We start from the raw sequence: 13,687 nt of genomic DNA on the forward strand, positions 1-13,687 counted from the left end.
TCGAGATCGCGACGTCCTCGACCGTCACGGGGACGGTGATCGGCGCGACGACCTGCGTTCCGGAGACGGCGCCGTCGGAGCCGTCGGTGGTGACCGACGGTGCGGGCGACGACGGTGCGGCCGGGGCCGCGGCATCCGTGCTCTCGGTCTTGCTGTCACCGATGACCGACACCGCGGTGTCCTTGACGGTCACCGGGGCCTTCACGGGGGCGACGACCTGCGTGCCTGACCCGATGCCGTCGGACCCGCTGGTCGACGCTGCGGGAGCCTTGGCGGGCTCCTTTGCGGGTGCGGCAGGTGCGGCATCCGTGCTCTTCGTCGAGCTGTCACCGATGACCGAGACCGCCGTGTCCTTCACGGTGACGGGGACGGAGACGTTGATGATCGCCTGCGAGCCGGAGGCAGCACCGTCGGAGCCGCTGGTGGATGCAGAGCCCGAATCGCGCGACGGAGCCGGGGAGGATCCCTTGTCGCTCGAGCTCGTGGACGAGTCGCCGAGCAGCGAGATCGCGGTGTCGCCGACGCTGATGGGGACGTCGACGTTGAGGAGCGCCTGGGTGCCCGAGAGCAGCCCGTCTTCTCCTGAGGTGGTCGGTTCTGCAGCCTGTGCGGCTGCCGCGCCGAAGAGGGTGATCCCCCCGGCGACAAGCGTGCCCAGCAGGGCGCGCGACAACATGGTGTTCATTTCTCTCTCCTGGAACATGACTGGGGATGGCGCGGGTGCGCCGTCACGCGGGACGTGCGGGATGCGTGCCGCGAAAACGCGCGGCGCAATCCCCGTCAGTCGGGAGAGACGTCGGTGTCGAAGAAGGGAGCGGGCAGGCCGTGCTCGTCGTTCGGCCGTCCGCGTCGCGCCCAGGCACGGTGCGCGACGGGGACGCCGAACGGAAGCAGGGCGAACAACCCGGCAGCTCCTCCAGAGGAAGTAGAAGTCAGAGAACCGGTTCCCGCCAGGGGCGCTGCGGGCGCGGGCGGGGCGGTGTCAGGCCTGGGGGATGCCGCGGGCCCAGCAGCGGTCGACGATACGTCGACGGCGGAGCCAGCCGCCACGGCCACCTGGAAGGCGTCACGCGTTGCCAGAGCGGCGGGGCTCACCCCGGCGGCGGAAGCGGGCGTCGAAGGTGCAGCGGCAGCGATCGCGGCGGGTGTCGTGCCGGTCGCGGAAGCGTCGGCATCGGGCGCCGCCGGCGACACCGGAAGAGGGAAAGCGGGAATGACGCCGAGGCCGGGTGCGGCGGGCTCTGTCACGGGGTCGACGGCGTCCACGACCGGGGGGAGCACGGTGTCGATCACCGGGTCGATCGCGTCCACGACCGGCTCGACGACCGGGCGGACGGCATCCACGACAGGAGCCACGACACTGTCCGTGATGGGCGTCACGACGGTGACGACGGGCGGCAGAACGGTGTCAGTGACGGGCTTCACCACCGTGTCGACGACGGGCTTCACGACCTTGTCGGTAGCGGGTGCGACCACCTTGTCGACGACCGGCTGGACGACCTTGTCTGTGACAGGCCTTACGACCTTGTCCGTGACGGGCTTGATCGCCTTCGCGGCGACCGGCTTCACGATCTTCTCGGCGACCGGCTTCACGACCTTGTCGGCGACGGGCGTGACGACCTTCTCGATGACGGGTGCGACCGCCTTCTCGGCCACGGGCGTGACGACCTTGTAAGTGACGGGCTTCACGACCTTGTCGGTCACCGGTGCGACGGTCTGTCCGACGACTTTGGTCACCCCGCTGAGCAGTCCATCGTCTTCGCGGTCGGCGGCGTGAGCGTGCGATGCGCTCAAGACGACCGCGAAGGCCACCCAGAGCAGTGCGACGCCGAATCCGATCGCAGCGAGGAGACCGAGTCGGACGAACGCGCGTTGCGTTGTAAGCACAGGTCACCTCCACGATGTCTCATCGGAACGCGCGCCGTGATGGCCGCGTTCTGCGGGGTGCCTGGACCACACACGGTACCCACTTCCTATGAATTTGACAAGAGCACTTCCGGCATCCTGCCGAGGGACGAAGAGACCGCGGAAACCGGCCGACTTTCTCATTTGACAAATCCGAGATTCTGCACATGGGTGGGGATAACCCTGAACCTTCAACCGCCACTTGAGGTCGGATATCTATCCACAGACTGTGGGAAAGAAAAAGCCTGGCCAGATGGATTTTGTTGGGATTGCTTTTGTGAGATTCCACGCGTTGTCCACAGGGTCTGTGCACAGGGTCCACGGCGTTTCTCGCAGATTCTCCACATAGTTATCCACAGGCCGGTTTGCGTGTGTCGGAAGCCCTCCATAACGTGTGCGAGGGTCTTCCAGCGGGCCCGGAAGAGGGGCTTGGATGTCGATCGCGGACTTGTCTGACGCACGAATCGGCGGATCCCGAGGTCCCGAACGCACCCCGCCGCACGACATGCTCGCCGAGCAGAGCACGCTCGGCGGCATGCTCCTTTCCGGTGACGCCGTCGCCGACGTCATCGAGGCACTTCGCGGAACCGACTTCTACGTGCCGAAGCACGAGCTGATCTTCGAAGCGGTCCTCTCTCTTTACTCGCACGGTGAGCCCACCGACGTCGTCGCCGTCACCGATGAGCTGATCAAAACCGGCGACCTGCAGCGCGCCGGCGGTGCCGACTACCTGCACTCCCTCACCTCGATCGTCCCGACCGCCGCCAACGCCGCGTACTACGCCTCGATCGTCCGCGAGCGAGCGCTTCTCCGCCGCCTCGTCGAGGCGGGCACCCGCATCGTGCAGATGGGGTACAACGGCCAGGGCGAGGCGCTCGACCTCGTCAACAGCGCTCAGGCCGAGATCTACTCCGTCACCGGCGCCGAACAGTCCGAGGATTACGTCCCCCTGCAGGTGGCGGTGGATGCCGCCGTCGAGGAGATCGAGGCCGCTCGCGGACGCGACGGTCAGATGACCGGCATCCCGACGGGGTTTGCTCAGCTCGATCAGCTCACCAACGGACTGCACGGTGGACAGATGGTCGTCGTCGCCGCGCGACCCGCCATGGGTAAGTCGACGCTCGCGCTCGACTTCGCCCGTGCTGCGGCGATCAAGAACAACCGACCTACGGTCTTCTTCTCGCTCGAGATGGGTCGGAGTGAGATCGCGATGCGTCTGATGAGCGCGGAGGGCTCGGTTCCGCTGCAGAGCATGCGAAAGGGCATGCTCGACAGCCGCGACTGGACGACGATCGCCTCGACCCGCGGCCGCATCAACGACGCCCCCCTCTACATCGACGACAGCCCGAACATGACGCTCGTCGAGATCCGGGCGAAGTGCCGAAAGCTCAAGCAGCGCGTCGGACTCGAGATGGTCGTCATCGACTACCTGCAGCTCATGACGAGCGGTAAGCGCGTCGAGTCGCGTCAGCAGGAGGTCTCGGAGTTCTCGCGTGCGCTGAAGCTCCTCGCGAAGGAGCTTCAGGTGCCGGTCATCGCGCTGTCGCAGCTGAACCGTGGCGCCGAGCAGCGCGCCGACAAGAAGCCCGCCATCAGCGACCTGCGCGAGTCGGGCTCGATCGAGCAGGATGCCGACATCGTCATCCTCCTGCACCGTGAAGCCGCATACGAGAAGGACAGCCCCCGCGCCGGCGAGGCCGACCTCATCGTCGCCAAGCACCGTAACGGCCCGACCGACACGGTCGTCGTCGCCTTCCAGGGTCATTTCTCGCGCTTCACCGACATGGCCGTCGGGATGGACTGACTGCGTGTAATTGAAGGAAGCGTCGCTTTCGACCGACCGGCCTCGCTTCCCGGGGCGGCGAACGCCGGTGGCCGTCGTGCTTTCGACCTGCCCGATCCACCGTCGCGGGGACAGGATGCTTCACCGCCGGGTCACGCGGTGAACATGTACTCCGCGGCGTCACGTTCGGTGTGCAGGCGCCAGTACTGGGTGGCGATGTCGGTCGACGAGGCGGAGGGGTACCCGGGGATGACCGCGTCGATCATGACGGCGATGGGCACGTGAGCCACATACACGCCGGTGCCCTCGAGCTCTCCGTGAAGGTTGAGCGCCCAGTTGCGGAGCGCGGCGCCGCCCGCGTTTGCGGCCGCGAAGTGGGGCGTGGGCGTGACCGAGCCGGCGCCCGTTGTGAAGAGGAGGGTGCCCGATCCTCGTTCCTGCATGCCCGGCAGCACCGCGTGGGCTGCGGCCATCGCACCGAGAAGCTGGGAACGCACCGCTGCCTCGACAGCTGCGGGAGTGACGGTCGACGGCGGACCGGGAGTGCCGTCGGCGGCGTCGACCGGTGAATACTCGAGGACGTCGATGCCTCCGAATCGGCGGTCGGCAGCCTGCAGGGCGGCGCGCAGTGACGCGTGATCGAGGACGTCCGCGGGGAATGCCTCGGCAACGATGCCCTCGTCGGTCAGCGTCCGCACGTAGCCGTCGAGCTTGGCGGGGTTGCGGGACACCAGTGCAACGTCGAAGTCGTGACGCCCGAACTCACGGGCGATGGCCATCCCCAGGCCCGGTCCTGCTCCGATAACGGCGATAGTGCTCATGGGGTGCGGTCCTCTCGTTCGGGCGCCCCATTAAGTGGAACGCGCGGTCCATATACTCGAGACTAGCATTATTTGGATCGCACGTTCCACTTAGTATCCTCGGTAGATGACTCCCGAGCATGATGACCCGTCACGGAACCAGCTTCGCTCCGATGCGGAACAGAATCGGTCGCGGATCCTCGAGGCCGCTCGCCGCCTGTACGCCGTCGAGGGACTGGGCATATCGATGGCAGCGGTCGCGCGCGAGGCCGGAGTGGGGAAGGCGACGCTCGCACGGCGGTTCCCGAGCAGAGAAGCACTGATCGCCGCGGTCTTCGTCGATCACATGCGTCGGTTCGTCGCCGCGACGGCCGCGGCGGTCGCGGATCCCGACCCGTGGAGAGGTTTCACGGGATACGTCGAGACCGTACTCGAGATGCAGGCCACGGACCGCGGCTTCGCCGACGTGCTCACCATGACGCTGCCCGGCGCTGCCGAACTCGAGACGCTTCGGACGCGCTCTTACGAGGGCTTCGTGACCCTCATAGACCGTGCCAAGGCGTCGGGTCGGCTCCGAGACGACTTCCGGTCCGAAGATCTCGTCCTCGCGCTGATGGCCAACGCGGGAGTTGTCGGTGCCACCGCTCGGGTCGCTCCAGATGCATGGCGCCGTCTACTCGGACACCTTCTTCGCGCATTCGCCAATCCCGGAGTGTCTCTGCCCGAGATGCCCTCCGGACCATCCGGTGAAGATTTTTCCCGCGCAATGCGCGAGGCATTCGCCTCACACGCGCCCGAGTCCGGAGGGACAGCCGATCACGAGCCGTGAGTGAAGGCGCGCTCGGCAGGCGCATCCTCCCCACTCACCAGGTGATAGGCACGAAATGGGAATACCCAGCGGTTCACCTCCCTTATGGTTGACCAAGCACAACTTGTTCTGCCGGCCACCGCCGGCCTCCCGCCGCGCATGACCCGCCGCGCGGCATCCCTGTCGGCCTTCACCCCTCCGAGGAACCGTGACCACTGCTGCCGTGTCGAGCCCGACCACCCGAAGCACCCCGGTGATGACCCACCGCCAGATCCTGTTCGTCATCTTCGGGCTCATGGCGGGCATGTTCCTGTCCGCGCTCGATCAGACCGTCGTCGGTACCGCGATCCGCACGATCGGCGACGACCTCAACGGCCTCAGTGAGCAGGCGTGGGTGACGACCGCGTACCTGATCGTGTCGACGATCTCGACGCCCATCTACGGCAAGCTCTCCGACATCTTCGGACGTCGGCCCCTCTTCATCATCGCCATCGCGATCTTCATCGTCGGCTCGGTCGCCGCGAGCTTCTCGACCTCGATGATCGAGCTCTCGGCCTTCCGGGCCATCCAGGGCCTCGGCGCCGGCGGCCTCATGTCGATGCCGCTGGCAATCATGGGCGACATCCTCGCCCCCCGTGAACGCGCCAAGTACCAGGGCTACTTCCTCGCCGTCTTCGGCATCTCCTCGGTGATCGGCCCGCTCGTCGGCGGCCTTTTCGCGGGGTCGGGCGAGATCCTCTTCATCGCCGGGTGGCGCTGGGTCTTCCTGATCAACGTACCGATCGGCCTCGTCGCGCTGGCGGTCGTCCTGCGGTTCCTGCACATCCCGCGGCACCCGCACGGCGGGGTGCGCATCGACTGGTTCGGTGCGGCGGCGGTCATCATCGCGCTCGTTCCCCTGCTTCTCATCGCGGAGCAGGGCCGTGAGTGGGGCTGGACCTCACCCATCGCCATCGCCTGCTACGTCATCGGGGTCGTCGGCATCGTCGCCTTCATCCTGATCGAGCGCGGCATGAAGGACGACGCACTCATCCCGCTCAAGCTGTTCCGGTCGTCGACGTTCTCGATGGCGACGATCATCGGCATCTTCGTCGGCTTCGCGATGTTCGGCGCGATGCTCACGCTGCCGCTGTACCTGCAGCTCGTGCTCGGCTCGACGCCCACGGAGAGCGGCATCCAGCTTCTGCCGATGATCCTGGGGCTCATGATCTCGTCGATCGTGAGCGGTCAGATCATCGCGCGCACGGGCCACTACCGGATCTTCCCGACCATCGGCACGGCCTTCATGGTGCTGGGCTTCCTCACGCTGACCTTCGTCCGTTACGACTCGTCGTACTGGCACATCGCCGGCGCGATGCTCCTCATCGGTCTCGGCCTCGGTCAGCTCATGCAGACACTGACGATCGCTTCGCAGAACTCCGTCGGCCCGCGCGACATCGGCGTAGCCACCTCGGGGTCGACGTTCTTCCGTCAGATCGGTGGGACGCTCGGCACGGCCGTGCTGCTGTCGCTGCTTTTCACGCTCGTCCCGCTGAACCTGCAGACCAACTTCAACGACCAGGGGACTCTCGCCGACGCGCTGGATGCCGCACTCGACCCGACGGTCGCGAGCGCGCCCGCCAACGCCGGGATCATGTCGAAGGTCTACGACCCGTTCGTCGGGCAGCTCTCCGACGGCGCGCTCGACGGCGCGCAGAAGGGCGTCGACGAGGCGAAGGCCGCGGCTGCCGACGCCGTCGCCCAGCAGGTGGCCTCCGGCGCGATCCCCGCCGCTGCTCAGCAGCAAGCCACCACGCAAGCCGAGCAGCAGGCGATCGCGCAGGCCGGAGCGAAGATCACCGAGCAGGTGCCCGTCGCGAAGGTGGCGGCCGACGGCACGGTCACCCTGGACTTCTCGGATGCCGCTGCCCGCCGCGCCTTCGTCGACCAGGCCGTCCCGCAGATCATCGATGGGATGTCGAACTCTTCCGGCTCATCCTTCGATGACAGCACGATGGACGACACGTCGTTCCTCAACGGCGCCGACCCGCGCCTGACCAAGCCGCTGCTGGTGTCGTTCAACCAGTCGACGGTGAGCGTGTACTGGGTCGCCATGGGCGTCGCCCTGATCGCCTTCGTGCTGACGCTGTTCTTCCGCACCCCGCCGCTTCGCCAGAAGTCGGCGCTGCAGGAGTCGGCCGACGCAGAGCGCCAGCCCGAGCCGATCGCGCTCGGCTGAGGCGCGCGGAACCCGCGGGGTCCACTCGAGTTCCTAGAGTGGGGGGATGAGCTCGCGAGGCGATCGCACCCCGCCGCCGGCCGTACAGATCGTGATCGTGGTCCTCGCGGTGGGGGTCGGCGTTCCGCTCGGGATCGGCGCGTGGATCGGCGGCATCCTTCTCGCCGAGAACCTCGGGGTGCAGATTTCGCCGGAGCAGGTCTTCGCGTGGATCATCGCCGCTGTCGTCGGCGTCGTCCTCTGGCCCGTCTCGCTCCGGGCTGCACGGCGAGGGTTCTCGAAGGCGACCGGCGCGGGTCCGGTGATTGCGGCGGCGACGCGGGGCGAGCGAGCCCTCCGTGCGTCCATCGTCATGGTGGGTGCCGTCGCGCTCGTGGCCCTCTGCGGACCGCGCGAGACGGCGAGCACGCTCGCCACCGCGTGGGAGGCCCTCGCGATCGGTCGGCGCGAGAGCGGTCTCGTCATGCAGCTGCTCAGCCTCATCCTGGTGGCCATCCTCGCGACGCCGGTCGTCGTCTACACGCACCGCGCGGCGAAGAAGCTGTCTGCGGGCGACCCGCGCCGCCTCGTACTGCAGGAGCGCGAAGCATGGACCCTCGCCGCTGCCACCGCGTGGACGACCTCGCTCATGCTCGGCCTCATCCTGGCCATCGCCATCCTGCTCTGGCTCTGACACGCAGACCCCCGAAGGAGACATCATGCGCAACCTCGTCTACTACGTCGCCGTGAGCATCGACGGCTGCATCGCCGACGAGAACGGCGGGTACGACGCCTTCCTCGTCGAGGGCGACCACAACTCCGTCATCTTCGGCGAGTACGCCGACGCCCTGCCCGGGCACGTGCAGCGGGCGGTCGGCATCCACCCCACGAACACGACGTTCGATGCCGTGATCTTGGGCTGGAACACCCTGATTCCCGCATTGGATGCCGGGATCACGAGCCCGTACCCGCACCTCCGGCAAGTGGTCGCCAGCCGTCGGGAGCGCGAGGTCGATCCGTCGGTCACCCTGACGAACGATCCAGTGGCGACCGTCCGGTCCCTCAAGCAGGAGGACGGCGCCGACATCTGGCTCTGCGGTGGGGGTGAGCTCGCCGGAGCCCTGCTGCCCGAAATCGACCGCCTCGTGCTGAAGCGCCACCCGGTGGCTCTGGGCTCCGGCATCCGCTTGTTCGGTGAGGCCGCCCCCGCGGAGTACCCCTTCACGCGGACGCGCGTGCGCGAGTTCGCGTCGGGTGTCGCGATCGAGGAGTACGCGCGCCGCGCGGGCTGACGAGGGTCAGGCGGGATGCCGCCGGAGCAGCTTCTCGGCCACCATCATCGCTCCGCCGAGCACGGCCGGAATGCCGCCGCCCGGGTGCACCGAGGCGCCGACCCGCCACAACCACGGCCGCCGGAGGTCGTGGTGCGCAGGCTGGTGGAAGGGACCGCTCATCCACAGCGGGTGCGCGGCGCCGTACAGGGCGCCGTGGCGCTCGCCGAACGTGCCGAAGTACTGCGGGTCGAGGACCGCGGCATCCGTCATCGAGTCGGTGAGCAACTCGTCGAGGCCCATCGTGCGGGAGATCCGCTCGATCTCGCGCCGCACGAACGGGTGCTCGAGGCTGTAGCCCGAACCGTCGGCCGGCGCGGTCAGCAGGACGGCGAGCGTGCTCCGGTCGTTCGGGTAGACCTGCCCGGCGCGGTACAGGTTCACGAACGCCATCGTGTCGGCCGGCTCGTCGCCCGCCGCGAGGCTGCGGTGGAGCGCGTCAGGCTTCGTCGGCAGGATGACGCTGTGCGCCGCGATCCGCTCGGGCAGCGGCTGGCGCAACGCACCGTAGATCGCGACCGCCGAGCACGACAGTGCGCGGGGCGCGCGCCGCCGCCTGCCGAGGAGGCCGTCCACCCGGTCAGCGTCGAGCGCGCTCACGACGATGTCGGCCGCGAACGACCCGCTTGCCGTTGTGACGCGCCCGCGCTCGATGCGCGTGACGGTCTCGTCGGTGCGGATGTCGACGCCCGCGGCATCCGCCATTCGCTCCAACGCCAGCGGGATCTCGTACACGCCGCCGCGGGGGACCCACACGCCGGATGCCGCCATGACCGCCGGCATGCTCGCGTAGAGCGCGGGTGTGCGCTCCGGCGGAACGCCGGCGTTGAGCGTGTGGATCGCGATGATCTCGCGGAGGCCGTCGGGCATCCAGGTGAGGCTGTCGAGGTAGGCGCGGGTGCTGAGCCGCGGACCGTAGACCGCGAGCAGTCGGCGCAGGGCCGGCAGCGACCGCCGGTCGAGCGGATCGGCGACGAGGAGCGCCGTCACATCGTCGGCGAGCGGCGCATGCTCGTCGCTGAACCGCCGCCACGCCGGGTACCAGGGGTGCTCCGGCGGCACGGGGAGGATGACCTCCTCGCCGTCGTAGTAGTAGCGGCCGACCTCGGGCAGGCGTTCCAGTTCGATCTCACCGGGGTCGGCGCCGAGGCGGGCGCACAGCTCGTCCCACACCCCGGGGAACGTCACGAGCGAGGGGCCGGAGTCGATGCGCTCGCCGTCGACGTCGAGCCGTCGGCTCTTGCCGCCGACGGTCGCGGCCCTTTCGAGGAGGGTCACGTCGTGTCCGGCGCGGGCCAGCAGAGCGGATGCCGCCAGCCCTCCGAGCCCCGCTCCGATGACGACGATCCGGCTCATCCGTACACCTCGAAGAACATCTTGGCCAGCTGCAGTCCGCTCGCCAGCGACCCGGCGACGTAGGGGAACGCGATCGACACCGGGTACAGGCGACGGCCGGTTGCGGGGGTGGGGCGCAGCAGCATCCACACGACGAGGACGCCGGCGATCGCGAGGTTCAGCGCCGCGACCGGGACGCTGACGAGGGCGAACAAGGCGGTGGATACGAGCCACCAGCATCCGCTCCACACCGCGGTCCCGCGGGGTCCGAGGAGGACCGCGGTCGTCCGGATGCCGGCCTCGCGATCCTCGTCGATGTCCTGCACCGCGTCGTAGGCGTGCTTCGCGACGCTCCAGGCGAGCAGGCCGATGACAGCGGGCCAGAGCGGCGGCGCGCCGAGCGCGACCGGAACGATCAGGAGCGGAAGCCCGTAGGCGGCGTTGCTCAGCGAATCGAGGAAGGGACGCTGCTTGAAGCGGAGCGGCGGCGCGGAGTAGAAGACGAACACCAGCGTGTAGAGGAGGATCAGCCCGACTGCTGCGGGTGGGTACGCGATGACGAACCAGAGGAGGAACGGGACGTTCGTGATGGCGACGGCCCAGACGATCAGGCGTACCTCGCGCTGCTCGATCCGCGCCCCCTCGATCGAGCCCTTCCGCGGGTTCAGCGCGTCGGTCTCCTGGTCGAAGATGTCGTTCACGCCGTAGATCAGCAGGTTGAACGGCAGCGTCAGCCAGAGAAGGAGCGGGATCGCCGCGACATCCAGCAGCTGCCCCGTGAGCCACATTCCGAGGACGCCCGTGCCGATGGTGTTGATCCACAGGACCGGGCGCGAGATGTGGACCAGGCGACCGATCGTCGACCGCGCCGAGACGCGGGAAGTCGGGGCGGGCTGATGGTCGATAGCGGGACTCCTCGGGTGGCGACGGCGCGGACGACCGTGTCCCGCGATTGTATGCGGCGTGAACGAACCCCCGGCCGCTCTTGCGCCGGGGGTTCGGGGGGTGCGGATCAGGCGCGGGTGCCCGACAACCAGGGCTTCAGGATGTCGCGGGCCGTCGTCCAGGTCTGACGTCCGTAGCGCTCGTTGTCCACGTGGCGCAGTTCGCCCTCGCCGCTGAACATGCTCACGAAGTACTGCATCCCCTGCCAGGCGGGGAACGTCTCGTCGGGGTCGCGCGAGAGGCGTCGTCCCACCGCGGCCATCGCCGAGAGCGTCCTCGTCGTGCCCGCCCACTGCAGTTTGAACGTCTCGCCACTGAGCTCGGAGGCGAGCTCCGCCACCTGGCGGGCGGTGATCCGGTCGCCGGCGACCTCGACGACGCGAGGGGCGTCCGAATCGAGGGCGACCAGGGCGACGGTCCGAGCGGTGTCGTCCTTCGTGGTGACGTCGAGCATCTGGTCGGCCGACGACCAGAACAGCACGCGTTTGCGATCGCGGAGGATCATCGGTGCCTGACCGGCGAGCAGTTCGGTGAACATGCCGTTCAGCACCGACGTCGCCTGGATCGGCGCCGCGTCGAGGTCCGCGGCGAACTCGCGGCGCAGCTCGAGGTTGCGGTTGGTCCCCGGGGTGAGGCGCCGGTAGTCGGCGGAGTAGTCCGACGGGAGGAAGCGGGGCACCCCGGCCGCGACCGCCGCGGCGAGGAGTGCGCGCTGCGCGTCGACGATGACCGGCCGGATGCCGCTGAGCGCCGAGACGACGACGTCGACACCGGATGCCGCGGCCACGAGCGCGTCGTGGTCCGCGTAGTCGGCGGTCACGACCTCGACCCGCGCGTCGTCGCCGAACAGCTTTGCCGCGGTTGAGCTTCCGGGGCGGGTCAGCACCCGGAGCTGGACGTCGTGGGACAGGAGTTCGCGGGAGATGCGGCTGCCGATGTCGCCGGTTGCGCCGGCGACGAGAACGGTGGTGGTCACGAGCTCATCCTGACAGCATCCGTTCCGTCACGACGAGGGGTTGCGCTCGCCGCCCACGGGATGCCGCCGTTCAGCCTGCGGGCTGGTCGAGCGCGATCCGGGCGCGGCGCGCGACGTCGAGGATCCGTCCGACGTTCTCGACCGCGACGCCCGGTTCGTCCGCCCCGAGGTGCTCGAGGGTCGCGAGCTGCGAGGCCAGGAGCGCCGGCGGCATGAAGTGCTGACGCGACCGCATCCGACGGTCCAGCTCCTCGGGCGAGACGACCAACTCGACGAAGCGCACGTCGGGAGCGGCGGCGCGGATCCGGTCGCGGTAGCGCCGCGCGAGGGCGGAGCATGCGACGACGAGGCCCGGCGCCTCGGCGAGGGTCTGTCCGACGATGTCGAGCCAGGGCGCGCGATCATCGTCGTCGAGCGGGTGACCCGCTTCCATCTTCTCGACGTTGGCAGCGGGGTGCAGATCGTCCGCATCGACGAAGTCCACGCCGAGGTCGACAGCGAGGGCCGCGCCGACGGCGGTCTTGCCCGATCCGCTCGGACCCATGACGACGACGCGCGGTGCAGTGCTCACGATTCCACCTTCGCAGAGTTCATAGCGACGACGACCTTGCTGCTCTCGGCGGAGCGCCGTGCGGTCTCGAACGCGTCGACGGCCGCGTCGGGGCGGAACTCGTGGGTGATGACGGCCTCGATCTCGGGGCGACGCCGCAGGACCTCGATCGCCTCGTCGATCTCGTCGAGGAAGCGGAAGGCACCGGTGAGCGTCGCCTCCTTGGAGATGAGCGGGGCGATGTTCACGCCGACCGGCTGGTTCGGCAGCATCCCGATCTGCACGATGGTGCCTCGACGGCGGACGGCGGCGATCGCGGACGACACCGCGGGTGCGGCACCGGAGCACTCGAGGACGACGTCATACGTGTCGGACGGGATCTCATCCTGTCCGACGCGCCAGACGCCGTCGGCCCCGAGCGCCCGTGCGCGCTCCAGCGGCTCGGGCAGCAGGTCGGTGATCTCGACGCTCGCCGCTCCCGCCTCCTGCGCGGCGACGACCGCGAGCAGTCCGATGGGACCGGCGCCGCAGACGAGCACGCGTGCCCCCTCGAGCGAGCCGGCGCGGCTGGCGCCGTGCAGGGCGACAGCCAGCGGCTCGGCGAGAACGGCCCGGCGCACGGGGAGGTCGGTGGGCAGGGTGCGGATCATTCCGGCATCCACCACCAGGTACTCGCTCATGGCGCCCTGCGTGTGCGGGGTCGTGGCCGCGCTGCCGAGGTAGCTGCCGCCCGGACGCAGGTGCGGCGCGACGGGGGTCGACCCCTCGGGACCGAACCGGGCGGGGTGCACCGTCACCGGCGTGCCGGGCGCGAAGCGACCGTCGGGGTCGAGGTCGACCCACCCCGAGAGCTCGTGCCCCGGGATCAACGGCTCCGTGACGACGAACGCGCCGTTGGCACCCTCGGAGTAGTAGTGGAGATCCGACCCGCAGATCCCGACGTACCCGACGCGGACCCGCACCTGTCCCGCATCGGGGACAGGGACGGGATGGTCCGCGACGGTGAGATCGAGCTTGCCGCCGATGACGACTGCATCCATGTGTGTCACTCCTCAGA

12 protein-coding genes and 1 pseudogene are annotated in these 13,687 nt (G+C 68.9%); 5 read left to right on the top strand and 8 right to left on the bottom strand.

Features of this window, described 5'->3' with window-relative positions; genetic code table 11:
* Both MO1_RS13770 and MO1_RS13775 read right to left on the bottom strand, forming a co-directional pair.
* A pseudogene (locus MO1_RS13770) lies at positions 1 to 685 on the bottom strand (DUF320 domain-containing protein); the annotation flags it as partial.
* A 95-nt stretch (positions 686 to 780) separates the two neighbouring features.
* Entirely contained in the window at positions 781 to 1,887 is a 1,107-nt protein-coding gene (locus MO1_RS13775) for a hypothetical protein (protein WP_060916341.1), read from the bottom strand.
* A 451-nt stretch (positions 1,888 to 2,338) separates the two neighbouring features.
* On the opposite strand from MO1_RS13775, the gene dnaB reads away from it, so the two are divergent.
* A complete protein-coding gene (dnaB, locus tag MO1_RS13780; RefSeq protein ID WP_036311309.1) occupies positions 2,339 to 3,709 on the top strand; it encodes a replicative DNA helicase in 1,371 nt (456 codons plus the stop codon).
* 131 nt (positions 3,710 to 3,840) lie between these two features.
* On the opposite strand, the gene MO1_RS13785 is transcribed toward dnaB, so the two are convergent.
* Positions 3,841 to 4,509: an SDR family NAD(P)-dependent oxidoreductase gene (locus MO1_RS13785; RefSeq protein WP_036311311.1), complete on the bottom strand. Its 669-nt coding sequence runs from the start codon at positions 4,507 to 4,509 to the stop codon at positions 3,841 to 3,843.
* 106 nt (positions 4,510 to 4,615) lie between these two features.
* Between MO1_RS13785 and MO1_RS13790 the strand changes: the two genes are divergently transcribed.
* The 4 genes from MO1_RS13790 to MO1_RS13805 all read left to right on the top strand — a co-directional run bounded on the left by MO1_RS13790 (position 4,616) and on the right by MO1_RS13805 (position 8,785).
* Complete coding sequence (locus tag MO1_RS13790) at positions 4,616 to 5,317, top strand: TetR/AcrR family transcriptional regulator (protein WP_060916342.1); 702 nt, start codon at positions 4,616 to 4,618, stop codon at positions 5,315 to 5,317.
* 235 nt (positions 5,318 to 5,552) lie between these two features.
* Positions 5,553 to 7,514 (top strand): MDR family MFS transporter, encoded by a 1,962-nt coding sequence (locus MO1_RS13795; RefSeq protein ID WP_060916343.1) that lies wholly within the window; start codon positions 5,553 to 5,555, stop codon positions 7,512 to 7,514.
* A gap of 46 nt (positions 7,515 to 7,560) precedes the next feature.
* A complete protein-coding gene (locus MO1_RS13800; protein ID WP_060916344.1) occupies positions 7,561 to 8,187 on the top strand; it encodes a hypothetical protein in 627 nt (208 codons plus the stop codon).
* A 25-nt stretch (positions 8,188 to 8,212) separates the two neighbouring features.
* On the top strand, positions 8,213 to 8,785 hold the full coding sequence (locus tag MO1_RS13805; RefSeq protein WP_060916345.1) for a dihydrofolate reductase family protein: 573 nt from the start codon (positions 8,213 to 8,215) through the stop codon (positions 8,783 to 8,785).
* 6 nt (positions 8,786 to 8,791) lie between these two features.
* Here MO1_RS13805 and MO1_RS13810 read toward each other — a convergent pair whose 3' ends face one another.
* The 5 genes from MO1_RS13810 to MO1_RS13830 all read right to left on the bottom strand — a co-directional run bounded on the left by MO1_RS13810 (position 8,792) and on the right by MO1_RS13830 (position 13,670).
* The gene (locus tag MO1_RS13810; RefSeq protein WP_060916346.1) at positions 8,792 to 10,180 is read right to left on the bottom strand and encodes a phytoene desaturase family protein; all 1,389 of its coding nucleotides are present in this window, start codon (positions 10,178 to 10,180) and stop codon (positions 8,792 to 8,794) included.
* The gene (locus tag MO1_RS13815) at positions 10,177 to 11,016 is read right to left on the bottom strand and encodes a UbiA family prenyltransferase (RefSeq protein ID WP_082724434.1); all 840 of its coding nucleotides are present in this window, start codon (positions 11,014 to 11,016) and stop codon (positions 10,177 to 10,179) included. Before MO1_RS13815 ends, MO1_RS13810 begins: the two co-directional genes overlap by 4 nt.
* 155 nt (positions 11,017 to 11,171) lie before the next feature.
* Entirely contained in the window at positions 11,172 to 12,080 is a 909-nt protein-coding gene (locus tag MO1_RS13820; RefSeq protein ID WP_036311321.1) for an NmrA family NAD(P)-binding protein, read from the bottom strand.
* Between the two features lie 70 nt (positions 12,081 to 12,150).
* Positions 12,151 to 12,651, bottom strand: a complete 501-nt coding sequence (locus tag MO1_RS13825) for a gluconokinase (protein ID WP_036311323.1) — start codon at positions 12,649 to 12,651, stop codon at positions 12,151 to 12,153.
* Complete coding sequence (locus tag MO1_RS13830; RefSeq protein ID WP_060916347.1) at positions 12,648 to 13,670, bottom strand: L-idonate 5-dehydrogenase; 1,023 nt, start codon at positions 13,668 to 13,670, stop codon at positions 12,648 to 12,650. Before MO1_RS13830 ends, MO1_RS13825 begins: the two co-directional genes overlap by 4 nt.
* Between the last annotated feature and the right edge of the window lie 17 nt (positions 13,671 to 13,687).

Source organism: Microbacterium oleivorans NBRC 103075, from assembly GCF_001552475.1.
GTDB classification, from domain to species: Bacteria; Actinomycetota; Actinomycetes; order Actinomycetales; family Microbacteriaceae; genus Microbacterium; species Microbacterium oleivorans.

Coding starts and splice junctions, on each gene's coding strand:
- MO1_RS13795 (WP_060916343.1), top strand. CDS start 5,553: ATGACCCACCGCCAGATCCTGTTCGTCATCTTCGGGCTCATGGCGGGC.
- MO1_RS13805 (WP_060916345.1), top strand. CDS start 8,213: ATGCGCAACCTCGTCTACTACGTCGCCGTGAGCATCGACGGCTGCATC.
- MO1_RS13800 (WP_060916344.1), top strand. CDS start 7,561: ATGAGCTCGCGAGGCGATCGCACCCCGCCGCCGGCCGTACAGATCGTG.
- dnaB (WP_036311309.1), top strand. CDS start 2,339: ATGTCGATCGCGGACTTGTCTGACGCACGAATCGGCGGATCCCGAGGT.
- MO1_RS13810 (WP_060916346.1), bottom strand. CDS start 10,180: ATGAGCCGGATCGTCGTCATCGGAGCGGGGCTCGGAGGGCTGGCGGCA.
- MO1_RS13830 (WP_060916347.1), bottom strand. CDS start 13,670: ATGGATGCAGTCGTCATCGGCGGCAAGCTCGATCTCACCGTCGCGGAC.
- MO1_RS13790 (WP_060916342.1), top strand. CDS start 4,616: ATGACTCCCGAGCATGATGACCCGTCACGGAACCAGCTTCGCTCCGAT.
- MO1_RS13785 (WP_036311311.1), bottom strand. CDS start 4,509: ATGAGCACTATCGCCGTTATCGGAGCAGGACCGGGCCTGGGGATGGCC.